General features: G+C 73.5%; 24 protein-coding genes. 13 read left to right on the top strand and 11 right to left on the bottom strand.

What is annotated here, in order from left to right:
• Positions 1–98 precede the first annotated feature (98 nt).
• From QSJ60_RS02280 to QSJ60_RS02265, 4 genes are read left to right on the top strand one after another with little or no spacing between them, the layout of a single operon-like run.
• Entirely contained in the window at positions 99–467 is a 369-nt protein-coding gene (locus QSJ60_RS02280; RefSeq protein ID WP_189084067.1) for an L-rhamnose mutarotase, read from the top strand.
• Positions 464–1,630: an L-rhamnose isomerase gene (gene rhaI, locus QSJ60_RS02275; protein ID WP_230765284.1), complete on the top strand. Its 1,167-nt coding sequence runs from the start codon at positions 464–466 to the stop codon at positions 1,628–1,630. The genes QSJ60_RS02280 and rhaI overlap by 4 nt, the downstream gene beginning before the upstream one ends.
• 34 nt (positions 1,631–1,664) lie before the next feature.
• Positions 1,665–3,701 carry a bifunctional aldolase/short-chain dehydrogenase gene (locus QSJ60_RS02270; RefSeq protein WP_285465236.1) on the top strand — a complete coding sequence of 679 codons (2,037 nt, stop codon included), beginning with the start codon at positions 1,665–1,667 and terminating at the stop codon, positions 3,699–3,701.
• Complete coding sequence (locus tag QSJ60_RS02265) at positions 3,698–5,149, top strand: rhamnulokinase (protein ID WP_285462353.1); 1,452 nt, start codon at positions 3,698–3,700, stop codon at positions 5,147–5,149. The genes QSJ60_RS02270 and QSJ60_RS02265 overlap by 4 nt, the downstream gene beginning before the upstream one ends.
• Positions 5,150–5,186: 37 nt before the next feature.
• On the opposite strand, the gene QSJ60_RS02260 is transcribed toward QSJ60_RS02265, so the two are convergent.
• Both QSJ60_RS02260 and QSJ60_RS02255 read right to left on the bottom strand, forming a co-directional pair.
• Positions 5,187–5,639: an ImmA/IrrE family metallo-endopeptidase gene (locus QSJ60_RS02260; RefSeq protein WP_230765279.1), complete on the bottom strand. Its 453-nt coding sequence runs from the start codon at positions 5,637–5,639 to the stop codon at positions 5,187–5,189.
• Positions 5,640–5,661: 22 nt separating this feature from the next.
• On the bottom strand, positions 5,662–6,087 hold the full coding sequence (locus tag QSJ60_RS02255; protein ID WP_352230679.1) for a helix-turn-helix domain-containing protein: 426 nt from the start codon (positions 6,085–6,087) through the stop codon (positions 5,662–5,664).
• A gap of 129 nt (positions 6,088–6,216) precedes the next feature.
• Between QSJ60_RS02255 and QSJ60_RS02250 the strand changes: the two genes are divergently transcribed.
• The 3 genes from QSJ60_RS02250 to QSJ60_RS02240 are packed head-to-tail and all read left to right on the top strand — an operon-like array spanning position 6,217 to position 7,165.
• Entirely contained in the window at positions 6,217–6,426 is a 210-nt protein-coding gene (locus QSJ60_RS02250) for a hypothetical protein (RefSeq protein WP_189084061.1), read from the top strand.
• 53 nt (positions 6,427–6,479) lie between these two features.
• Positions 6,480–6,884, top strand: a complete 405-nt coding sequence (locus QSJ60_RS02245) for a hypothetical protein (protein WP_285462351.1) — start codon at positions 6,480–6,482, stop codon at positions 6,882–6,884.
• On the top strand, positions 6,881–7,165 hold the full coding sequence (locus QSJ60_RS02240) for a holin (protein ID WP_285462350.1): 285 nt from the start codon (positions 6,881–6,883) through the stop codon (positions 7,163–7,165). The genes QSJ60_RS02245 and QSJ60_RS02240 overlap by 4 nt, the downstream gene beginning before the upstream one ends.
• A gap of 18 nt (positions 7,166–7,183) precedes the next feature.
• On the opposite strand, the gene QSJ60_RS02235 is transcribed toward QSJ60_RS02240, so the two are convergent.
• The 4 genes from QSJ60_RS02235 to cmtR form a co-directional block, all read right to left on the bottom strand.
• Positions 7,184–7,912, bottom strand: a complete 729-nt coding sequence (locus tag QSJ60_RS02235; RefSeq protein ID WP_285462349.1) for a DsbA family protein — start codon at positions 7,910–7,912, stop codon at positions 7,184–7,186.
• Positions 7,913–8,027: 115 nt separating this feature from the next.
• Positions 8,028–8,462 carry a hypothetical protein gene (locus tag QSJ60_RS02230; protein ID WP_285462348.1) on the bottom strand — a complete coding sequence of 145 codons (435 nt, stop codon included), beginning with the start codon at positions 8,460–8,462 and terminating at the stop codon, positions 8,028–8,030.
• A 59-nt stretch (positions 8,463–8,521) separates the two neighbouring features.
• Complete coding sequence (locus QSJ60_RS02225; RefSeq protein WP_285462347.1) at positions 8,522–10,486, bottom strand: heavy metal translocating P-type ATPase; 1,965 nt, start codon at positions 10,484–10,486, stop codon at positions 8,522–8,524.
• Positions 10,483–10,839: a Cd(II)/Pb(II)-sensing metalloregulatory transcriptional regulator CmtR gene (cmtR, locus tag QSJ60_RS02220; protein ID WP_285462345.1), complete on the bottom strand. Its 357-nt coding sequence runs from the start codon at positions 10,837–10,839 to the stop codon at positions 10,483–10,485. The genes QSJ60_RS02225 and cmtR overlap by 4 nt, the downstream gene beginning before the upstream one ends.
• 73 nt (positions 10,840–10,912) lie before the next feature.
• Between cmtR and QSJ60_RS02215 the strand changes: the two genes are divergently transcribed.
• The 4 genes from QSJ60_RS02215 (at position 10,913) to QSJ60_RS02200 (ending at position 14,154) form a co-directional block, all read left to right on the top strand.
• Positions 10,913–11,527, top strand: coding sequence for a hypothetical protein (locus tag QSJ60_RS02215; RefSeq protein WP_230765262.1), 615 nt, complete (start codon positions 10,913–10,915; stop codon positions 11,525–11,527).
• 136 nt (positions 11,528–11,663) lie between these two features.
• A complete protein-coding gene (locus tag QSJ60_RS02210; protein ID WP_285462344.1) occupies positions 11,664–12,317 on the top strand; it encodes a copper resistance CopC family protein in 654 nt (217 codons plus the stop codon).
• Entirely contained in the window at positions 12,314–12,895 is a 582-nt protein-coding gene (locus QSJ60_RS02205) for a copper chaperone PCu(A)C (RefSeq protein ID WP_285462343.1), read from the top strand. The genes QSJ60_RS02210 and QSJ60_RS02205 overlap by 4 nt, the downstream gene beginning before the upstream one ends.
• Positions 12,895–14,154, top strand: coding sequence for a Dyp-type peroxidase (locus tag QSJ60_RS02200; protein WP_285462342.1), 1,260 nt, complete (start codon positions 12,895–12,897; stop codon positions 14,152–14,154). Before QSJ60_RS02205 ends, QSJ60_RS02200 begins: the two co-directional genes overlap by 1 nt.
• A gap of 70 nt (positions 14,155–14,224) precedes the next feature.
• Here the strand turns inward: QSJ60_RS02200 and QSJ60_RS02195 are convergent, their stop codons facing one another.
• The 5 genes from QSJ60_RS02195 to QSJ60_RS02175 form a co-directional block, all read right to left on the bottom strand.
• Positions 14,225–14,707, bottom strand: a complete 483-nt coding sequence (locus QSJ60_RS02195) for a YciE/YciF ferroxidase family protein (protein ID WP_189084050.1) — start codon at positions 14,705–14,707, stop codon at positions 14,225–14,227.
• A 112-nt stretch (positions 14,708–14,819) separates the two neighbouring features.
• Positions 14,820–15,020, bottom strand: coding sequence for a CsbD family protein (locus tag QSJ60_RS02190; RefSeq protein ID WP_230765252.1), 201 nt, complete (start codon positions 15,018–15,020; stop codon positions 14,820–14,822).
• A 138-nt stretch (positions 15,021–15,158) separates the two neighbouring features.
• The gene (locus QSJ60_RS02185; protein ID WP_285462340.1) at positions 15,159–16,643 is read right to left on the bottom strand and encodes an FAD-dependent oxidoreductase; all 1,485 of its coding nucleotides are present in this window, start codon (positions 16,641–16,643) and stop codon (positions 15,159–15,161) included.
• A 68-nt stretch (positions 16,644–16,711) separates the two neighbouring features.
• Positions 16,712–17,707, bottom strand: coding sequence for a DNA topoisomerase IB (locus tag QSJ60_RS02180; RefSeq protein WP_285462339.1), 996 nt, complete (start codon positions 17,705–17,707; stop codon positions 16,712–16,714).
• Positions 17,708–17,718: 11 nt separating this feature from the next.
• A complete protein-coding gene (locus QSJ60_RS02175; protein ID WP_189084046.1) occupies positions 17,719–18,606 on the bottom strand; it encodes an SDR family oxidoreductase in 888 nt (295 codons plus the stop codon).
• A 259-nt stretch (positions 18,607–18,865) separates the two neighbouring features.
• On the opposite strand from QSJ60_RS02175, the gene QSJ60_RS02170 reads away from it, so the two are divergent.
• Entirely contained in the window at positions 18,866–19,030 is a 165-nt protein-coding gene (locus tag QSJ60_RS02170) for a hypothetical protein (RefSeq protein WP_189084045.1), read from the top strand.
• A 207-nt stretch (positions 19,031–19,237) separates the two neighbouring features.
• A complete protein-coding gene (locus tag QSJ60_RS02165; RefSeq protein WP_230765246.1) occupies positions 19,238–19,762 on the top strand; it encodes an SRPBCC family protein in 525 nt (174 codons plus the stop codon).
• Positions 19,763–19,814: the final 52 nt, after the last annotated feature.

The raw sequence follows: 19,814 nt of genomic DNA, 5'->3' as shown, positions 1-19,814 counted from the left end.
GGGGACCACATTACAGTTTGAAACGATTCACGGCTGGATCGATTCATTTCGGTGTCGACCGGGCCGTTCGACCCCCCGCGAGCCCACGAAGGAGTGCCATGCCCCGCGTCGCGTTCACCCTCCAGGTGCGCCCCGAACTGCTCGACGCCTACGTCGAGCGGCACACCCCGGTGTGGCCGGAGCTGCTGCGCGAGATCGCGGCGGCCGGCCGCCGCAACTACTCGATCTTCCTCGACCGCGAGCGCTGCACCCTCTTCGGCTACTACGAGACCGACGACGACGAGGCGGCCCGCGCGTACCTGGCCGACTCCCCCGTCGCCGCCCGCTGGGAGGCATCCATGGCCGAGTTCTTCGTCGGTCTCGAGGGCCGTGCCGACCAGGCCGCGACGCCCCTCGTCGAAGTCTTCAACCTGCACGACCAGCTGACGGCCTCCGCCGCCACCGACCACGAAAGCCCCGCATCATGACCGCCCTCTCCACCGAGCACCTCTCCGCCCTCGCCCAGCAGTCGGTCGAACTGCCCAGCTGGGCGTTCGGCAACTCCGGCACCCGCTTCCGCGTGTTCGCGACGCCCGGCACCCCGCGCGACCCCTTCGAGAAGATCGCCGACGCCGCGCAGGTGCACGCGTACACGCGGCTCGCCCCCGTCGTCGCGCTGCACATCCCGTGGGACCGGGTCGACTCCTACGACGCCCTCCGCCGTCACGCCGAGGACCTCGGCGTGACGCTCGGCACCGTGAACTCGAACACCTTCCAGGACGAGGACTACAAGTTCGGCGCCCTCGCCCACCACGACGCGCGCATCCGCCGCAAGGCGATCGACCACCACCTCGAGTGCATCGACATCATGGACGAGACCGGCTCGCGCGACCTGAAGATCTGGCTCGCCGAGGGCTCGAACTACCCCGGGCAGAACGACATGCGCGACCGCCAGGACCGGCTCCAGGACTCCCTGCAGCAGATCTACGCGCGCCTCGGCGACGAGCAGCGCCTCGTGCTCGAGTACAAGTTCTTCGAGCCGGCGTTCTACCACACCGACGTGCCGGACTGGGGCACGAGCTACGCGCAGGTGAGCGCCCTCGGCGAGAAGGCCATGGTCTGCCTCGACACCGGCCACCACGCGCCGGGCACGAACATCGAGTTCATCGTGATGCAACTGCTGCGCCTCGGCAAGCTCGGCTCCTTCGACTTCAACAGCCGCTTCTACGCCGACGACGACCTGATCGTGGGCGCCGCCGACCCGTTCCAGCTGTTCCGCATCCTCGCCGAGGTCATCCGCGGCGGCGGCCTGAACAACCCCGAGGTGGCGTTCATGCTCGACCAGTGCCACAACATCGAGGACAAGATCCCCGGCCAGATCCGCTCCGTGCTGAACGTGCAGGAGATGACGGCCCGCGCGCTGCTCATCGACCGCGAGGCGCTCACCGCCGCGCAGGAGGCGAACGACGTGCTCGCCGCGAACGCGGTGGTGATGGATGCCTTCTACACCGATGTGCGCCCGCAGCTCGCCGCCTGGCGCGAGGAGCGCGGGCTCGCCGCCGACCCGATGGCCGCCTATCTCGCCTCCGGCTACCAGCAGCGGATCGCCGAGGAACGCGTCGGCGGCGTGCAGGCCGGATGGGGGGCCTGAGATGACGAAGCCGAACGAGACGAAGCCGAACGAGATGACGAACCCGGCCGTCGCGGAGCTGATCGCGCGCAGCAACCGACTCGGCGCGGACCCGCGGAACACGAACTACGCCGGCGGCAACACCTCCGCCAAGGGCGTCGCGGCCGACCCGGTCACGGGCGAGCCGGTCGAGCTGCTGTGGGTGAAGGGCTCGGGCGGCGACCTCGGCACCCTGAAGCCGGAGGGCCTCGCCGTGCTGCGCCTCGACCGGATGCGCGCGCTCCAGGGCGTGTACCGCGGCGTCGAGCACGAGGACGAGATGGTCGCCGCGTTCGACTACTGCCTGCACGGCACGGGCGGTGCGGCGCCGTCGATCGACACGGCGATGCACGGGCTCGTGGATGCCGCGCACGTCGACCACCTGCACCCGGACTCGGGGATCGCGATCGCGACGGCCGCCGACGGCCCCGAGCTGACCGGGCGGATCTTCGGCGACCGCGTCGTGTGGGTGCCGTGGCGGCGCCCCGGGTTCCAGCTCGGCCTCGATATCGCCGCGATCAAGGCCGAGCACCCCCAGGCGATCGGCACGATCCTCGGCGGGCACGGCATCACCGCGTGGGGCGACACCTCCGAGGAGGCCGAGGCGAACTCGCGGTGGATCATCGACACCGCCGCCGCGTACCTCGCCGAGCACGGCGATCCGCAGCCCTTCGGCGGCGTGCGCCCCGGCTTCGAGGCGCTGCCCGACGAGGAGCGGCACGCGCGCGCCGCGGCGCTCGCCCCCGCCATCCGCGGGATCGCGTCGAGCGAGAAGCCGATGATCGGGCACTACACCGACTCCGAGGCGGTGCTCGACTTCCTCGCCTCCGAGCAGGCGCCCGCGCTCGCGGCGCTCGGCACGAGCTGCCCCGACCACTTCCTGCGCACCAAGGTGAAGCCGCTCATCCTCGACCTCCCCGCCACGGCGAGCCTCGAGGAGCAGTTGGCCCGCCTCGCGGAGCTGCACGAGGCGTACCGCGCCGACTACCGCGCGTACTACGAGGCGCACGCGACGGCCGACAGCCCGGCGATGCGCGGCGCCGACCCGCTCATCGTGCTCGTGCCCGGCGTGGGCATGTTCTCCTACGGGGCGAACAAGCAGACCGCCCGGGTCGCGGGCGAGTTCTACGTGAACGCGATCAACGTGATGCGCGGCGCGGAGTCGGTGTCGAGCTACGCCCCGATCTCGGACGCGGAGAAGTTCCGCATCGAGTACTGGGCGCTCGAGGAGGCGAAGCTGCAGCGGATGCCGAAGCCGAAGTCGCACCAGGGGCGGATCGCGTTCGTGACCGGCGCGGCCAGCGGCATCGGCAAGGCCATCGCCACCCGCCTCGCCGCGGAGGGCGCCTGCGTCGTCGTCGCCGACCTCGACCTCGAGAAGGCGCGCGCCGCGGCCGCGGAGCTCGGCGGCACCGACGTCGCGATCGGCGTCGCCGCGAACGTCGCCGACGCCGACGCCGTCCGGGCCGCGATCGACACCGCCGTGCTCGCCTTCGGCGGCGTCGACCTCGTCGTGAACAACGCGGGGCTCTCGCTCTCCAAGCCGCTGCTCGAGACCACCGAGGCCGACTGGGACCTCCAGCACGACGTCATGGCCAAGGGCTCCTTCCTCGTGTCCAAGGCGGCCGCCCGCGTGCTCATCGCCCAGAAGCTCGGCGGCGACCTCGTCTACATCTCCTCGAAGAACTCGGTGTTCGCCGGGCCGAACAACGTGGCCTACTCGGCGACGAAGGCCGACCAGGCGCACCAGGTGCGCCTCCTCGCGGTCGAGCTCGGCGAGCACGGCGTGCGCGTCAACGGCATCAACCCCGACGGCGTCGTCCGTGGCTCGGGCATCTTCGCCTCCGGCTGGGGCGCGAACCGCGCCGCGACCTACGGCGTCGACGAGGAGGACCTCGGCCAGTTCTACGCGAACCGCACGATCCTCAAGCGCGAGGTCGTGCCCGAGAACGTCGCGGACGCCGTGTACGTGCTCACCGGCCCCGAGCTCAGCCGCACCACCGGCCTGCACATCCCCGTCGACTCGGGCGTCGCCGCCGCCTTCCTGCGATGACCGGCGCCCGCGGGGGCACGTCGCGGCCGGCAGGCACGGTCGCGGCGGTCGATCTCGGCGCCACGAGCGGGCGGGTCGTGCTCGGCCGCGTCGGCCCCGACACGCTCGAGGCGACGACGGTGGCGCGCTTCCCGAACACCCCGGTGTTCGCCGGCGACGGGCTGCACTGGGATCTGCTCGGCCTCTACGGCGAGGTGCTCGCGGGCCTTCGGGACGCGTTCCGCCTGGAGCCCGGGATCGCGAGCATCGGCATCGACTCCTGGGCGGTCGACTACGGGCTGCTGCGGCAGGGCCGCCTGCTCGGCATCCCGTTCCACTACCGCGACGAGCGCACCGCGCGGGGCGTCGCGGCGGTGCACGAGCGGATGCGGCACGCCGAGCTGTTCGCCAGGAACGGCCTGCAGTTCCTGCCGTTCAACACGCTCTACCAGCTCGCGGCCGAGCCCGCCGAGGTGCTCGCGCTCGCCGATCGGGCGCTACTCGTGCCCGATCTGCTGGGCCTCTGGCTCACCGGCGAGGCCAGAGCCGAGCTCACCAACGCCTCGACGACGGGCCTCCTCGACTGGCCGGCGCAGGCCTGGGACGACGCCCTCATCGCCGGAGTCGGGCTGCCGGCCGGGCTGCGCGAGCTGCTGCCGCCGCTGGTCGCCCCCGGCGAGCGCGTCGGCGCCCTGCTGCCCGCGGTCGCCGCATCGCTCGGCGGCACGGCCGATGTCGTCGCCGTCGGCTCGCACGACACGGCGTCGGCCGTCGTCGCCGTGCCGATGCGGGCGGATGCCTCGGCCTACATCTCCTGCGGCACCTGGGGGCTCGTCGGGGTCGAGGTGGCGCAGCCGGTGCGCACCCCCGAGGCGCTCGCCGCGAACTTCACGAACGAGGGCGGCGTTGACGGGCGCGTGCGCCTGCTGCACAACGTGATGGGCCTGTGGATCCTGAGCGAGACGGTGCGGGGCTGGGAGCGCGAGGGGCACGCGGTCGAGCTGCCCGCGCTGCTCGCCGCCGCCGCCGAGGTGCCCGCGGACTCGGTGCCGGTCTTCGACGTCGACGATCCGCGCTTCCTGCCGCCCGGCGACATGCCGGCGCGGATCGGCGCGTGGTGCGCCGAGCACGGGCTTGCTGCTCCCAGCACCCGTGCGGAGATCGCACGCGCGATCGTCGAGTCGCTCGCCCAGGCGTTCGCGGATGCCGCGGCGACGGCCGCCGAGCTCGGCGGCATCGAGCTGCGGACGATCCATCTCGTCGGCGGCGGGGCGCAGAACGCCCTGCTCTGCCAGCGAACGGCCGACCGCGCCGGGGTGCCTGTGCTGGCCGGTCCGGTCGAGGCGACCGCGCTCGGCAACCTCCTCGTGCAGGCGCGCACCGCCGGATTCGTCGACGGTTCGCTCGAGGCCCTGCGGGACCTCGTCGCACGCACGCACGCACCGCGGCGCTTCGAGCCTCGCCCCTGAGCCCCAGCGATCGGGCCCGCGCGACGCCACCCGTCGCTCAGCCGTTCGCCGACTCCGCGTCCGCTCGCACGCCGCGGTACTCCCATTGCCCGGCGCCCATCCGCGGACGGGCGTAGGTGACCCCGCGCACCCGTTCGAGGCAGTGCCGTTCGTAGGTGCGGATGAGCTCGACGGTCACGCCGAGGTCGTCGGCGAGGCGGTGCGGGTCGGGGTCGACGCGCTCGAGCTCGGCGTACTCCTCGGGGTCGATCAGCAGCTCCGCGGCGAACACCTCGGCCTGCCGCTCGTGCTTCGGGTTGGAGTGGTCGTGCCCGTAGTAGGCGTGACCGAGCTCGTGCGCGATCGTCACCCGCCGCTCGTTCGGCGTGAGCCGGATGTCGAAGTAGATGCGCTGCTCGTCGGGCGAGTAGAGGCCGAGCGTGTGCTCGTCGAGATGGGTGGCGTGCAGGCGTACGCCGAGCGCGGCCGCCACCCGAACCAATGCCCTCACCCGATCCCCCGATGCGGTCGTGCTACTTGCGAGTTCCCGTTCGTGCCGCGAGGCGGTAGTCGTCGGGCGACGGCGCCTCCGGCGTGAACTCGTAGTCATCTTCGGCGTCGCCGCCGACACCGGCGGCGGCATCCGCCTCGACCCGGCGCAGCGCCTCGCGGAGCAGGCGGCCCGTCGAGACGGCGGCGAGCGGATCGGCGGGCGCGACGGCGACCGGCACCTCGGCCTCCTCGGCGGTCAGGTACCCGGCGGCGATGAGGGCCTCGACGGGCGGCCGCCCGAAGGCGCGCGCATACGCCACGACCTGCCTGGGGTTGGGATCCGTCGAGCCGCTGCGCCACCGCCCGACCGTGGCCGGGTCGACGCCGGCACGGCGTGCGATCTCACTGTTCCGCACACCGTCGCTCGTCGCGTCGAGGTAGCTGCTCCACCGAATCCGCTCATCCACGGACTCCAGCGTACGGCGGATGACGACGCGCCGCAATCGGCTTGCATTCGCGCAAGCCATCCCGCATATTGATCACACGCAACTGCATTGCATCCATGCAACGCATGATCGAACGGAACGGAGCCACGGATGAACCGCATCCCCGACAAGACCATCACCGCCATGCGCGACCTCGAGTTCGAGCGCATCATCGCCTACCTCGACGCGACCGCCGAGCCGACCCCGTGCTGCGCGAAGTGCCGCCGCGGCACGAAGGCGATGCTCGGCCGCTGCGGCTACGAGCTGAACTGCCCGCGCGGCTGCCACGACCGCGCACCCCGCCACGCGCGCCGACGCTGAGCCGCACCCCATCCCGCCCGCCTCACCCCCTAGCCCGAAGAACGGAGGACCCCATGACCGACCCCATCTCCCCCGACTGGCTCGCCGCCGTCGCCGACTGGCTCGAGGGCATCGATCTGCTTCAGCTCGCCCTGGGCGTCGCCGCGCTCGTGCTCGTGATCCGGCTGCTCGTGCGGCTCTGGCCGTGGCTGCGTCGGGTGGTAGCCCTGGTCGAGGCGCTCGGCACCCTGCCGGGATTCATGGAGCGGACGGATGCCTCGGTGCGCCGGCTGCGCCGCCAGGTCGAGGACGACCACGAGCGGCTGCATGACGAACTGCACGAGGAGTTGCACGGTGAACTGCACGACGAGCTCCGCGACGAGCTGAGCTCGGGCCCGACCGCTGACCCCGGCGCAGACCCGGGCGACCGTACCCCGCCCCCGCACCCCCGCCGCCGAGCCCCCTGGAGCCGACCGTGACCTCGAAGTACGCCGATCGGCAGTTCTGGATCGACGCCGCCGACCGCGCGATCGCGACCTTCGCGCAGGCCGCGATCGGCACGTTCGGGGCCGGGGTGACCGGCATCCTGCAGGTCGACCCGGTGCAGCTCGCCTCGGTCGGCGCCCTCGCCGCCGTGACCTCGCTGCTCAGCTCGATCGCATTCCGAGGCGGCCCCCCTGGCGACGGAGCCACTCCAGCATCGCCCGGGTCAACCCCGGCCTCACCGTCCGAGCACACGCAGGCGGAATTCAATCCTTGAGCTTAATTGGGTGTGAATTCAGCCCACACCCTTGTCTCCATCGCGCTGCTCGAGCGCGGCGTCGATGGCGAGGCCGAGATCGTCGTAGCTCTGCAGCTGGACCATCCGGTCGTCGATGAAGAAGGTGGGCGTGCCCTGCACGCCCAGCGCGTAGCCGTCGGCCTGGTCCGACTGCACACGCTCGAGCGTCGCCGGGTCGGCGACCGCGGCGTCGTACGCCGCGAGGTCGAGACCGAGCTCCGCCGCGTACTCGCGGAACAGCGAGGCCTTCGAGTCGGCCTGCTCACCCCACGCCGCCTGAGTCTCGAAGAGCTTCGCGTACATCGCCTCGAACGCGCCCTGCTGCGCCGCGGCCTCGACCGCGACCGCCGCCGTCTTCGAGTTGCGGTGGCCGTCGAGCGGGAAGTACCGGGCGACGAAGGTCACCTCGCCCGCGTACTGCTCGCGGAGCGACTCGACGAGCGGGTAGAACGCCCCGCACGCCTCGCACTCGAAGTCGAGGAACTCGACCACCGTCACCCCGCTCGACCCGGGCTCGCCGAGCACGTGGCTGTCGTCGCGGAGCGTGGGCGGCGCGCTCGCGCCCGGGGTCTCCGAGTCGGCGGCGCCGGGGGCGGGCGGTGCGCCGCCCGGGCGGAGGAAGGCGAAGGCGAGGCCGACGACCACGAGGAAGGCGCCGATGAGGGCGAGGTTGATCCAGAGCACCCGGCGGCTGCGGCGGGCGGGTGCGGGGGTGTGCGATGACATGGGGTCCTTCGGAGAGAGCGCGGCTGCACGCCGCGCGACGGTGCGGAAGCGAGGTGGGTGGAAGCCCGGACGGCGAGCGGAATCGACTCGCCGGTCGTGGAGGCGCGGGCGCGGCTCAGGTCCGGCTGATCCCGAGCGCGTCGAGGGCCACCGCCGGGGCCGGGGCGTCGAGCGGGCGGGGCCGCGGGTGCCGCCGGGCACCGACGAGCCTCCTGGCGAGCCGTAGCGGTGCCGCGCGCAGGCGCACGCCGGCGAGCAGCAGCACGATCGCGCAACCGACACCGAGGCAGAGCGCCAGCAGCCCCTCGCCGCCGTCGTCGGGGGCCGACGGGGCAGCGGATACTGCGGACGACGCTGACACCGCGGATGCCTCGACCGCAACGACCCCGTCGACCGCTGCAGCACTGAGGCTCGCGCGCTGGGCCGCAGGCCCGCCGTGGCCCGCCTCGAGGGCGTGCCCGAACAGCAGCGCCGCGCAGGTCCCGACGACGAGCAGCATCGCGAGCAGTGCCGCGCGCAGCGGCACGAGCGCGGTCGAGGGCGTCGGCACCGGGGCTCCCTGGGGTCGGGGTTTCGGCCAAGATAGCAAACCGGCCCGGACGGGGCCCCTCAGGCGCGGGCGAACGCGGGGGGTCGGCGAGCAGCGCGGACCCCGTTCAGGATCACGACGACCTCCGCGACCTCGTGCACGAGCACGACGCCCGCGAGTCCGAGCACGCCGAGCAGCGCGAGCGGGAACAGCACGACGATGATCGCGAGCGCGAGCCCGATGTTCCACGTCATGATGCGCCGGCCCCGCCTCGCGTGCGCGAAGGCGAGGGGAAGCAGTCGCAGATCGTGCCCGGTGAACGCGATGTCGGCGGACTCCACCGCGGCCGCCGAGCCGTGCGCCCCCATCGCGATGCCGACCGTCGCCGTCGCGAGGGCGGGCGCGTCGTTGATGCCGTCGCCGACCATGGCGGTGGGCCGCTCGGCGAGCATCGCCTGCACCGCGGCGGCCTTGTCGGCGGGCAGTTGCTCGGCGTACACCTCGGCGATGCCCGCCCGTGCGGCCAGCGCACGCGCCGTCCGTCCATCGTCGCCGGTGAGCATGACCGCGTCGATGCCCTGCGCGGCGAGCATCCGGATCGTCTCGGCGGCTTCAGGGCGGAGCTCGTCGCGCACGCCGAGGAGGCCCGCGACCTCGCCGTCCAGTTCGACCACGACGACCGTCATGCCGGCCGCGGCCATCGCCTCGGCATCCGCCTGCAGCTCGGCCGGCGGGAGCCAGCGGACGCTGCCGACGCGCACGCGCACGCCGTCGACGCGGCCGGCGATGCCGTGCCCCGCGTCCTCGACGACCTCGCTCGCGCGAAGTTCGCCGAACTCGCCGCGGCCGGCCGACCGCGGCGCCGCAGCGGTGACGGCCGCGGCGAACGGGTGCGCGCTGCCCGCCTCGAGCGCACCCGCGAGGGCGAGCACGCGGTCGCGATCCCGACCTCGGGCGAGCCGCACGTCGACGACCCGCGGCTCGTTGCGGGTGAGCGTGCCCGTCTTGTCGATGGCGACGCGGCGGATCGTGCCGAGCCGCTCGAAGGCCTCCCCGGACTTCACGACGACGCCGAGCTTCGAGGCCGAGCCGATCGCACTGATGACGGTGACGGGCACCGCGATCGCGAGCGCGCACGGGGATGCCGCGACGAGCACCACGAGCGCGCGTTCGACCCACGTGCCGGGGTCTCCGACGACGAAGCCGAACAGGGCGACGAGCGCGGCCACCACGAGCACGACGGGCACGAGCGGGCGCGCGATGCGGTCCGCGAGCCGCGCTCGCTCCCCCTTGCGCGCGTGCGCCTGCTCGACGAGGGCGACGATCTGCGTGAGCGAGTTGTCGCGGCCGTCGGCGGTGGCCTCGATGCGGAGCGTGCCGGTGCCGTTGACCGCGCCGGCGGGCACTGGGTCGCCCGGTCCGACCGCGACGGGGATCGACTCGCCGGTCACGGCGGAGGCGTCCACCGCCGAACGGCCCTCGACGACGACGCCGTCGGTGCCGATGCGCTCGCCGGCGCCCACGAGCAGGAGGTCGCCGGCGTGCAGCTGCGCCGCCGGGATCAGCAGCTCGCCGCCCGATCGGAGCACCCGTACGCGCTCGGGCACGAGGGCGAGCAGGGCGCGCAGGCCCTCTTTGGCGCGGTCCATCGCGCGGTCCTCGAGCGTCTCGGCGAGGGAGAAGAGGAAGGCGAGCGCGGCGGCCTCGCCGACGTGGCCGAGCAGCACGGCCCCGGTCGCCGCGATCGTCATCAGCAGCCCGACGCCGAGTCGGCCGCGGAGCAACCGCCGGATCGCGCCAGGGACGAACGTCCAGGCGCCGGCGAGCAGCGCGAGCCACTGCAGGGCGAGGCCCGGGATGCCGAGGCCGGCCCAGTCCAGCGCGGCGCCCACGACGAGGGCGAGACCCGAGATCGCCGAGGGGAGCAGCGCCGGGTCGCGCCACCACGGCGGCCGCGGCGCCTCCGCGTGGGCGACGTGTGCGGCGTCGTCGGCGCTGCCGGAAGGCGCGAACTCGCCGACGCCGCCGCAGCACTCCTCGCTCATGCGGCGCCGGGCCCGCAGCAGAGCGGCACGTCGCAGTGCTCGTCGAGGCAGGGGGCACCGTCGTCGACGGCGAGCACGGTCTCGACGAGCTCGCCGATGGCCCGGGCGAGGTGCGGGTCGGCGATCTCGTAGCGGGTGCGCCGGCCCTCGGCTGCGGCCACGACGAGGCCGCAGCCGCGCAGGCACGCCAGGTGGTTCGAGACGTTCGTGCGCGTCAGCTCGAGCTCGCGGGCGAGCTCGGCCGGATAGCTCGGAGCGTCCAACAGGGAGAGCAGGATGCGCGAGCGAGTCGGGTCGGCCATCGCCCGGCCGAGCCGGTTGAGCACGTCGAGACGGGTCGCAATGGTCAGCATTCGATGACTATACAGCGACAGCTGACTCATCCACCGGGCTCAGCGCGGCGACCGCGTCTGCGAGGATGGTCCCGTGCATGAAGCGAGGCGCGGTCGCACCCTCCGGGGACTGCTCGCCGCGTCCGTCGCCACCTTCGTCGCCCTCTTCGGCCACCTGCTCGGCGGCGGCGCGCTGCCCGGCTTCGCCGGCGTCGCGGTGCCGTTCGCGCTCTCGCTGCTCGTCTGCGTCCTGCTCGCGGGGCGGCGGCTCTCGCTCGTCCGGCTGAGCCTCTCGGTCGCGATCAGCCAGACCCTCTTCCACAGCCTGTTCGTGCTCGGCACGCCCGGCCCGCTCACCCGCTCGACCGCCGAGGCGGCCGGCGCCGCGCACGCCGGCCACGGCGGGGCGGTCTCCCTCGCCGAGCCGAGCGTGCACCTCGCCCACGCGCAGCCCGACATGTGGGCCGCCCACGCCATCGCCGCGGCGCTCACGATCGCAGCGCTGTACCAGGGCGAGCGGGTGCTCCAGGCGATCGTCGCCGTCCGCGACCGCGTCTGGGCGGCCGTCCTGCCGCGCGTCTCCGCCGAGCTGTCGCCGCGACCGGTGCCGCCGCTCGTCGCCGGCGTCTTCACACTGGCCGTGCCGCGCCGGCGCACGGCCGATCCGGTCGCCCCGGTCCGCGGTCCGCCGCGGCCCCTCACGCCGTAACCGACGCTCCCGGAGCGACCGGCCGCCTCGCGCGCCGGTCGACGCCCGCGCGCCCGTCGGCACGGCACGAGCCGTACCCGACCGCGTCGCGCGGCGCCCTCGCGCGCCCGCGCGGCGGCGACCCTGGAGGAATTCCATGCCCACCCACCGTGGGCGCCGCTTCCTCGTCGCGTCCCTCGCGGGCGCGGCGCTGGCGGCGTCCCTCAGCCTCGCGCAGGCCCTGCCCGCCACGGCGCACGACGAGCTCCTCGGCAGCACGCCCGCCACGGGCGAGGCGCTCGCCGCAGCACCGAGCGACGTCTCGCTGCGCTTCTCCGACGAGGTGCTGCCGCTCGGTGCGGCGATCGTCGTGTCCGACGCCGACGGCGCCGACTGGACGGCCTCGGCCGTGTCGCTCGAGGGCGACACGGTGCGCGCCGAACTCCGCGGCGGGATGCCCGACGGACGATATGAGGTGCGCTGGCGCGTCGTCTCGTCCGACGGGCACCCGATCACCGGGCTCGTCCCGTTCACGGTCGGGGATGCCCCGGCCGGGAGCGGGCCCGGCGACGCGCCCCCGGCCGATCCGGACGCCGCGGCGCCCACGCCGACCTCCGCACCCGCGCTCAGCGAATCCGCCGAGGCATCCGCGTCCGACCCGGGCCTCGATCCCACCATCCGAACCCTGCTCCTCACCGCCGGCGGCGCGAGCGCCGCGCTGCTGATCTGGCTCGCGGTGCACCTCGCCCGCCGGAAACGCGCCGGAGCGACGAACCGACTCGACGAACGAACGAAGGACGACCACGAATGAACACCGCACCGACGACCACCGCACGCACCCGCCGCACCGCCGGCCTCGCCCTCGCCGCCGCGGCCGCGCTCCTCCTGAGCGCCTGCGCCGGCGCCGCCGCTCCGGCGGCGAGCACCGGCCCCGCGGCGACCGAGGCGTCGCACCTCACCGTGACCGACGCCTGGGTGAAGGCCGGCGACGAGGCCATGTCGGCCGCGTTCGGCGAGCTCGAGAACGCCGGGCCGGAGCCGATCACCGTCGTCTCCGCCGAGACCGAGCTGGCCGGCCGCGTCGAACTGCACGAGACCGTCGAGAACGAGACCGGCGAGATGGTCATGCGCGAGAAGGACGGCGGCTTCGTCATCCCCGCCGGCGGCTCGCTGAGCCTCGCACCCGGCGGCTCCCACCTCATGCTGATGGAGCTCGCCGGCCCGATCCTCGCGGGCGAGGAGTACGAGTTCACCTTGACCTTCGCCGACGGCTCGAGCGCCACCTTCGTCGCCCCGGCGAAGGATTACGCGGGCGCGAACGAGAACTACGAGGGCGGCGACATGGACGGCATGGACATGGGCGACGCCGGGCACGGCTCGGGGCACTGATGCGCTCCGAGTCCGACGCGCGCCGCGGGGGGCTGACCCGGCGGCGGCTCCTCCTCGGAGGGGCCGTCGCCGGCCTCGGCGCGGCGGCCACGGTGGGGGCGGATGCCCTCATCCGCTCCGGCGCCGAGCGCGGCGGGGCCGCGGCGGGCGACGCCGACCCCGCCGCCGCCCCGGCGTTCGGCACCGCGACGGTACCGTTCCACGGCCGCCACCAGGCCGGCATCGCGACGACCCCGCAGGCGCACGTCACCTTCGTCGCGCTCGAGCTGGCGCCGCAGACCGACCGCGACGGCATCCGCCGGCTGCTCTCGGTGCTGAGCGACGACGCGGCCCGGCTCACCCAGGGCCGGCCCGCGCTCGCCGACTCCGAACCCGAGCTCGCGGAGGTGCCCGCGCGGCTCACGGTGACGTTCGGCTTCGGTCCGGAGCTCGTGCGCCGCGTCGCCCCGGCCGCGGCGCCGGCGTGGCTGCGGCCGCTGCCGGCGTTCGGCATCGATCGCCTGGAGCCCGCCTGGTCCGACGGGGATCTGCTGCTGCAGATCGCCGCGGACGACCCGTTCACCGTCGCGCACGCGCTGCGGATGCTGCTGAAGGACGCCCGGAGCGCGGCCGGCGTGCGCTGGGTGCAGTCCGGATTCCGGCGGGCGGCGGGATCGGTGCCCGACGGCACGACCATGCGGAACCTCTTCGGCCAGGTCGACGGCACCGTGAACCCGCGGCCGGGCGACGCCGACTTCGACGAGCTCGTCTGGGTCGGCGCGGACGGCGGCTGGCTGCAGCACGGCTCCGGCTTCGTGCTGCGGCGCATCCGGATGGATCTCGACCGCTGGGACCGCCTCGATCGGGGCGGTCGCGAGCAGTCGGTGGGCCGGTATCTCGGGAACGGCGCGCCGCTCACCGGGACCGAGGAGCACGACGAACCCGATTTCGAGGCGAAGACGGCGATCGGCTTCCCGGTCATCCCGGAGTTCTCGCACCTGCGGCGAGCGCGCTCCGACGACCCGCGCGAGCGGATCCACCGGCGGGCGTACAACTACGACGCGGCGCCGGCGGGCGGGGCGATCTCGGACTCCGGGCTGCTGTTCGCGTCGTTCCAGGCCGATGTGGACCGGCAGTTCGTCCCCCTGCAGCGTCGGCTCGACGAGCTCGATCTGCTCAACGAGTGGACGACGCCGATCGGCTCGGCGGTGTTCGCGATCCCGCCCGGCGTCGAGGAGGGCGGCTTCATCGGGGAGACCCTGTTCGCCGCATCCGCCTAGCTGCCCCGCCCCGCACACGACGTGCCCGACTTCCGTGGAAGTCGGGCACGTCGTGCTGCGGTCGTCGGGCTCAGCCGACGAGCGTCTGCAGGGTCTTTCGCAGCTCCTCGCTGGTGTGCTGCTCCTGCTCGAGGTTCGCCCGCAGCAGCTGCTCGACGTCCGTCGCGCCCATCGCGGCGACGGGGATGATCAGACCCTCATAGGCCGAGATCTCGTAGTGCTCGTTGCCGAGGGCGCTCGCGAGCGCCACCTGGTCGCGGAGCTTCGGGGCGCTGCGCTCGAGCAGCGACGCCGCCTGCTTGCTGATGCCCTTCGTGCTCGGCGAGGGAGCCGTGGACTCCTTGAACTCGAGCAGGCGGAACGCCTCCTGCAGGTTCGCGATCTGCTCCTTCGTCTCGTCCTGGTGGTGCTTGAAGAGCTTGCGGATCTCCGCGCTCTTCACCGCCCCCGCGAGCTCCTGCAGCGCCGCGAGCGAGTCGTTCTCCATCGTCATCGCCGTGCGGAGCTGGAAGTGCAGGAGGTCCTGCGGGCTCTCGAGTGTCTGCTTCGGCATGTCGTCTCCTCCCCTGAATGCATGCTGATCGTGCGTGCGTACGTGCTGAACGGTCCGATAGACGCCGGAGGCCCGGGCGACCTGCGGTTCACCCGGGCCTCGCGCGTTGCGATCAGTCCCGACCCGTGAAGGCGTCCTTCACGTCGTTGCCGGCATCCTTGGCCTTGTCCCCGGCCTGCTTGAGGTCGGCCTTCGCCTCTTCGGCGCGGCCCTCGGCCTCGAGCTCCTCGTTGCCGGTCACCTTGCCGATGCCCTGCTTCGCCTTGCCGGCGAGTTCCTCAGCGGCGTGCTTGGCCTTGTCTCCGAGTCCCATGGTCGGTCTCCCCTCGATGTCGGTTCGCCCTTCGGCGCCCGTTCGGCGCCGACCACTCCACGGTCGCATCAGCGCGCGCGGACGGCCAAGGGATTGACAGCTCCCGGACGATGTGGAAGGCGCGCGCGGGATGCCGCGTCACGGCCGGTCGCGGGGTTCGAGGTCGCGCTCGGCCGGCCCCTCGAGACGGCGGCCGTCGGCGGCGAACCGCGACCCGTGCAGGGGGCAGTCCCAGCTGCACTCCGCGTCGTTCCAGGCGAGCACGCCGCCGAGGTGGGTGCAGATCGCCGAGACCTTCCGCTCGGTGCCGTCGACCCGGCTCACCGCGACCGGATGCACGCCGTCGACCTCCACCCGGCCCTCCCCCTCCTCCAACTCGCGATCGCCGATCACCGCGCTCGACGCGAGCCCGCTCACGAGCCGACCGGCGACCTGCGCGTTCCAGCTGATCGCCGTGGCCGCGTCGCCGAGCGTCGGACGCCGGTCGAAGAGCCGGTCCGCCCAGTCCGGGCGGTGATCCAGGATGCCCTCGGCCACCGCGAGCGCCGCGGCGGCGCCGACCGTGAGCCCCCACTTGCCGAACCCGGTCGCGACATGGATGCGTCCAGAGCTGCCGACCGGGCCTGCGTATGGCGCACCGTCGAGCGATTCGTAGTCCTGCGCGGCCCACGCCGCCATCGGCTCGGCCTCGGGAAAGCGTTCGAGCACGGCGGCCTGCAGCTCCTCGGCGAGCGCGGCGGTCGAGTGCGCCCGGCCGACCACCGAGGCCGAGCCCGCCGCGAGCAGGTAGTCGACCCCGTCGCGCGTGACGGGGCGCAGGGAACGCGGCTCGGCGTCGACCGTCAGGTGCATGCCGCGCAGGGTTCCGCTCGGCACCCGGAACACGGCCACCCTCGAGCGCGAGGCCTTGAGGCGGGCGAAGTCGCCGCCGCGGTCGACGATGGGGCTGCCGGTCGCGATGATGGCGTGGCCGGCCCGCAGCGACCCGCGCTCCGTGGTCAGGTGCACCAGATCACCGTCCACCTCCACGCGGGTCGCTCGGCACCCCGTGACGAAGATCGCGCCGGCGGCGACCGCCTCCTCGACGAGCCGCGCCACGAGCACCATGGGGTCGGCCATGAGCTGCCCGTCGAGCCGCACGACGAGCTCGGCCGGGAAGGGCGACTCCGAGGCATCCGCGCGCTGCACGGGCAGACCGAGTGCGCTCGCCGTCTCGAACTCGGCCTGCACCTTCGCCGCGCCGTCCTCGGTGGTCGCAGCCGTGTACGCGGGTGCGGTCCGCCACGCCTCGCCCTCCGGCAGGCCGAGCGCCGCCAGCCAGTCGAGGCCGACTCGCCCGGCCTGGAGGTAGGCGCCGGCGACCTCCAGCAAGGCGCCGTGCCGCACTTGGCTGAGCCGGGTGCCCTGCAGCAGGGTCAGCTTGCCGGTCGAACGCCCCGTGGTGCCGCCGCCGGGCTCGCCGTCGGCGACGACCGCGACCCGACGGCCGGCCCGGGCGAGCCGCACGGCGGCGCTCAGTCCGACGACGCCGGCGCCGACCACGACGACATCGCACTCCTCGGGCGGCGGGCCGTGCGCGGTATCCAGCTGCGGCAGGGTGGAAGCATCCCAGATCGAGGTCATGGCCCTATGGTCGGCGAGCCGCCACGGTTCCCGCACGGGGTTGACAGGACCCGCGGGCGAGTCGCGCCTCAGCCCGCCTCGTCGACGCGCTCCTCCTCGAGGAGGGCGACGAGCGCCGCCTCGGGCCGTCGGCTCGTCTCGAGCACGAAACCGGACTCGTAGGCGCGCACGACGCGCGGGTCGACGTAGCTCGACTTCGCGATCGTGGGGGTGTTGTGCAGCACCTCGGATGCCGCGACGTACGCGCCCCGGACGGCCGCGTCCCTCGCCCGCTTCGTGGCGAGGGGCCCCTCGGCGGCCAGGTGTTCCGCGGCGGCGAGCGTGCCGCGCAGCGTGCGAAAGTCCTTGGCCGTGAAGTCGCCGCCCGTGCGCTCCCGGATGTCGTCGTTCACCTCGCTCGCGGTAATCGCCCGCAACGCGGCTCGGGCCGCCGCCTCCGCCCGCCAGCTGAAGAGCCGCGAGCTCGGCCGCGCATCCGCCCCGGATTCGACGAAGCCGGCGAGGCCCGCGTCGGCGAGCTCGATGCGGTGCAGCGCCCCGCCCTTCGCCCGGAACCGCAGTCGCACGAGCTCCCCCTCGACGCTCGCGTTGCGCATGAGCAGCGTCGTGAGGCCGCGCGTGCGGGCGGCGAGCAGGTACTCCTCACCGCCGACGCGGAGCGCCCCGAGGTCGAGCGTGCGGAACGCCGCGGCGAGCGCGCGCTCCCGCCCGCGCCCCTCCGCCGCGAGCTGCCGCCGCACCGAGCGGCGGGCGCCCGGCAGCACGCGCGCGAGCTCCACCATCCGCTCGAACTTCTCGGCGTCCTGCCGCTCCCGCCAGGCCGGGTGGTAGCGGTACTGCCGCCGCCCCGCCGCGTCGACCCCGACCGCGAGGATGTGCGCGTTCGGGGCCTCCGCGATCCAGACCTCCGTCCAGGCGGGCGGGATGGCGAGCTCCTCGATGCGCCGGCGCTCGGCGCGGCCGGCGAGCCCGCCGTCGGCGTGCCGGTACTCGAAGCCGGAGCCGCGGCGCCGCCGCTGGTAGCCGGGCGAGGTGTACGGCTGCACCCGGCGCAGCCGCGGCATCCCCGGCCCCGTCAGAGGCCGCGCCCGCCGGTGACCGGCAGGATCGCGCCCGAGACGTAGGAGGCGTCCTCCGACGCCAGGTAGACGTACGCGCCGGCGAGCTCGGCCGGCTGCCCGGCGCGGCCCAGCGGCGTGTTCTTGCCGAACTGCGGCAGTTTGTCGGGCCATCCGGTCGCGGGGATCAGCGGCGTCCAGATGGGGCCGGGCGCCACGGCGTTGACGCGGATGCCCCGTGGCCCGAGCTCCTCGGCGAGCGCCTTCGTGAACGCGACGAGCGCGGCCTTCGTCATGGCGTAGTCGACGAGCCGCGACGAGGGGTCGAAGCCCTGGATCGACGCGGTGGTGATGATGCTCGAACCGGGGCGCAGCTTCGGCACGGCGGCCCGCGCGAGGAAGACCGGGGCGAACAGGTTCACCCGCATCACGGTCTCGAAGTCGTCGGTCGGGATCTCGTCGATGCCGCCGCGGTCGCGCTGATGCGCCGCGTTCAGCACGAGCAGGTCGATGCCGCCGAAGGTCGAGCTCACGCGCTCGATCATCTGCTCGCAGTGCGCCTCCGAACGCAGATCCCCCGGCAGCAGCAGCGCCTGGCTGCCCGCGTCCTCGATCCAGCGGGCGGTCTCCTCCGCGTCGGCGTGCTCCGACTCGAGGTAGCCGATCGCGACGTCGGCGCCCTCGCGGGCGAAGGCGATCGCCGTCGCGCGGCCGATGCCGGAGTCGCCGCCCGTGATGAGCGCGCGACGGCCCTGCAGGCGGCCGGAGCCGCGATAGCTCTCTTCGCCGTGATCCGGTTTCGGCGTCATGTCGGCCGTCACCCCGGGCGCGGATTGCTCCTGCCGCGGAAATGGACCCCGTGGGTGCTTCGTGGTGGGGTCGATGAGGGTCGTGGTGCGTGCCATGGTCTCCTCCTCGGCGATCTTCGTCGTCGTCGCGTCTCTGTGTACGCACCAACGGTAGGCAGCGCGGGCGGCGCCGCTGCAGGGGGTTGACACTCGGCGCCCGTCACGACAAACGGGCCGGCTCCCCCGGATTCTCGCGTATTTGCACGGCTGAAGCACCCGCGTCAACCCCCAGAGCGCCGCTGCCGAACTCCCCTAGCGTGAAGGTGTTGCCATCGGGCATTCACGTCGGATGCGCCGTCCCGAGGAAGGGGTTCCAATGAACATCCTGCTGATCATCATCGTCATCATCGCCATCATCCTGGCGATCACCGGCGGACTCGTGCAGTCGCTGAACTTCCTGCTGTGGGTGGGACTCGTGCTGCTGGCGATCGCCGTGATCAGCTGGCTGATCCGATCGATCGCGGGTCGTCGCGGCGCCTGAGCCGCCGACCCGTCCAGCTGACATCAGAACCCCGGGTCGCCCGACTTCCATGAAGGTCGGGCGACCCGGGGTTTCGGTGTGTCAGGGGACGGATCGGATGCCTCGCGCGCTACCCGCTCGCTCCGGCATCCGCAAGCCCCTCGGCATCCCCAGCCGGCTTCCGTACCGTCGCTGACGAACCGAACACCGACGAGAGGAGTCGCCGAGATGAGCACCACGATCACCGCCGACATCGACGTGGACGTGCCGGTCCGCACCGCCTACGACCAGTGGACGCAGTTCGAGTCGTTCCCCGAGTTCCTGAGCGGCGTCGACGAGATCACCCAGGTCGACGACACGCTGACGCACTGGGTGGTGAGCTTCGGCGGCGTGCGCCGCGAGTTCGACGCCGAGATCTCCGATCAGGTCCCCGACGAGCACGTCGCCTGGCGCAGCGTGGGCGAGGTCGCGCACCGCGGCCGGGTCGCGTTCCGCCCGGAGGCGGACGGCAGCACCCGCGTCGAGCTGACCATGGAGTGGGAGCCCGAGGGCTTCGTCGAGAAGGCCGGCGCCGCGCTGCAGCTCGACGACCTGCTGGTGAAGCGAGACCTCGAGCACTTCAAGCAGTTCATCGAGCGCCGCGAGACGCCGACCGGCGCGTGGCGCGGCGAGGTGCACGACGCGGCGCCGGGCGCCGCCCCGCAGTTCGGTCGCGACGGCACGCTGGGCGACGACCCCGACCTGCGGCTCTGACCCCGCGGCATCCCGCCGCACCGCGCACCCCGAACCACCGAGTTGCCCGACT

Source organism: Agromyces sp. NBRC 114283 (assembly GCF_030268405.1).
GTDB lineage: Bacteria > Actinomycetota > Actinomycetes > Actinomycetales > Microbacteriaceae > Agromyces > Agromyces mediolanus.
The sequence above is the reverse complement of the archived record's forward strand: the minus strand, read 5'-3'. Positions and strand labels throughout refer to the sequence as shown.

Excerpts from the sequence above, each read along its gene's own strand:
- QSJ60_RS02280 (WP_189084067.1), top strand. The coding sequence starts at position 99 with ATGCCCCGCGTCGCGTTCACCCTCCAGGTGCGCCCCGAACTGCTCGAC.
- rhaI (WP_230765284.1), top strand. The coding sequence starts at position 464 with ATGACCGCCCTCTCCACCGAGCACCTCTCCGCCCTCGCCCAGCAGTCG.
- QSJ60_RS02270 (WP_285465236.1), top strand. The coding sequence starts at position 1,665 with ATGACGAACCCGGCCGTCGCGGAGCTGATCGCGCGCAGCAACCGACTC.
- QSJ60_RS02265 (WP_285462353.1), top strand. The coding sequence starts at position 3,698 with ATGACCGGCGCCCGCGGGGGCACGTCGCGGCCGGCAGGCACGGTCGCG.
- QSJ60_RS02250 (WP_189084061.1), top strand. The coding sequence starts at position 6,217 with ATGAACCGCATCCCCGACAAGACCATCACCGCCATGCGCGACCTCGAG.
- QSJ60_RS02245 (WP_285462351.1), top strand. The coding sequence starts at position 6,480 with ATGACCGACCCCATCTCCCCCGACTGGCTCGCCGCCGTCGCCGACTGG.
- QSJ60_RS02235 (WP_285462349.1), bottom strand. The coding sequence starts at position 7,912 with ATGTCATCGCACACCCCCGCACCCGCCCGCCGCAGCCGCCGGGTGCTC.
- QSJ60_RS02225 (WP_285462347.1), bottom strand. The coding sequence starts at position 10,486 with ATGAGCGAGGAGTGCTGCGGCGGCGTCGGCGAGTTCGCGCCTTCCGGC.
- cmtR (WP_285462345.1), bottom strand. The coding sequence starts at position 10,839 with ATGCTGACCATTGCGACCCGTCTCGACGTGCTCAACCGGCTCGGCCGG.
- QSJ60_RS02210 (WP_285462344.1), top strand. The coding sequence starts at position 11,664 with ATGCCCACCCACCGTGGGCGCCGCTTCCTCGTCGCGTCCCTCGCGGGC.
- QSJ60_RS02205 (WP_285462343.1), top strand. The coding sequence starts at position 12,314 with ATGAACACCGCACCGACGACCACCGCACGCACCCGCCGCACCGCCGGC.
- QSJ60_RS02200 (WP_285462342.1), top strand. The coding sequence starts at position 12,895 with ATGCGCTCCGAGTCCGACGCGCGCCGCGGGGGGCTGACCCGGCGGCGG.
- QSJ60_RS02195 (WP_189084050.1), bottom strand. The coding sequence starts at position 14,707 with ATGCCGAAGCAGACACTCGAGAGCCCGCAGGACCTCCTGCACTTCCAG.
- QSJ60_RS02190 (WP_230765252.1), bottom strand. The coding sequence starts at position 15,020 with ATGGGACTCGGAGACAAGGCCAAGCACGCCGCTGAGGAACTCGCCGGC.
- QSJ60_RS02185 (WP_285462340.1), bottom strand. The coding sequence starts at position 16,643 with ATGACCTCGATCTGGGATGCTTCCACCCTGCCGCAGCTGGATACCGCG.
- QSJ60_RS02180 (WP_285462339.1), bottom strand. The coding sequence starts at position 17,707 with ATGCCGCGGCTGCGCCGGGTGCAGCCGTACACCTCGCCCGGCTACCAG.
- QSJ60_RS02175 (WP_189084046.1), bottom strand. The coding sequence starts at position 18,606 with ATGGCACGCACCACGACCCTCATCGACCCCACCACGAAGCACCCACGG.
- QSJ60_RS02170 (WP_189084045.1), top strand. The coding sequence starts at position 18,866 with ATGAACATCCTGCTGATCATCATCGTCATCATCGCCATCATCCTGGCG.
- QSJ60_RS02165 (WP_230765246.1), top strand. The coding sequence starts at position 19,238 with ATGAGCACCACGATCACCGCCGACATCGACGTGGACGTGCCGGTCCGC.